Annotated in this window: 2 pseudogenes; both read left to right on the top strand. The window is 79.7% G+C overall.

The window, feature by feature from the left end:
- A pseudogene (locus ABD317_RS37310) lies at nucleotides 1-282 on the top strand (hypothetical protein); the annotation flags it as partial.
- A gap of 53 nt (nucleotides 283-335) precedes the next feature.
- A pseudogene (locus ABD317_RS37305) lies at nucleotides 336-893 on the top strand (condensation protein); the annotation flags it as partial.

Below are 893 nucleotides of genomic sequence, written 5' to 3'. Positions count from 1 at the left end.
TGGCGCCGGGGCACCGCGGGCCGCGGCGCGGGTGCCGCCGGCGCGGGAGCCGGCGCGGAGTCCGCGGCGGAGAGCACCCCGCCGCTGGGCACCGCCCGGGACGAGCCGGGCGACGCCTTCGTCCCCAAGCCGCCGGTCCCGCTCAGCGGCACGGCGGAGACCGGGGACACCGGTGACGCCGGGGACGCGGTCCAGGACACCCCGCCCGCGGACGCACCCGCCGCGGACACCCCGCCGGACGACGGCACGCCCGCCGACCGGCGGGGGGAGAACGGCAGTTGAGTGACGGTGGGCGCCCCGCGCGGCGGGGCGCCCACCGCGGAGGAGAGGCGTAGATGACGGTGACGCAGCCCGCCCGGCCCGCCCCGGCGGCGCCGGGACTGGTCCCGTTCCCCACGGTGGACGAGGTCTCGCTGCACTGCACGGATCCGGTGGAGCCGGAGACCGTGCACATCGAGATCCACCTCCCCGGGCGGTTCGAACCCGAGCGGCTGCGCACCGCGTTCGCCGAGGCGATGCGGCGGCACCCGCGGTTCCTGCAGCGCAAGGCCGACAGCCGCTGGTGGCACCGCCGTTACCGGTGGCGGCTGACCGCGGAGCCGGACGTCGACCCGGTGGCGTTCCCGGCCGCCGGCCCCGGCGCCCTCGCGGCGGCCCGTGAGCGGACCATGACCGACTGCCCGCCGCTGGACGCCGCGCCGCCGGTGCGCGTGGAGGTCGTCGAGACCGCGGACGGCGGCTCGGTGCTGCTGGCCACCGTCAACCACACCGCCATGGACGGCCCGTCGTGTCTGCGGGTGCTGGCCACGGTCGCGGAGGTCTACGGCGGCGGCGGGCCGCCGGCGCCGGCGGCGGCCGGCGGTACGGGGACGAAGGCCGGCCCGGGTGCGCCC

Source organism: Streptomyces synnematoformans (genome assembly GCF_039531005.1).
In the GTDB taxonomy this organism is placed as follows: domain Bacteria; phylum Actinomycetota; class Actinomycetes; order Streptomycetales; family Streptomycetaceae; genus Streptomyces; species Streptomyces synnematoformans.
This window is presented reverse-complemented; position numbering and strand designations above follow the sequence as displayed.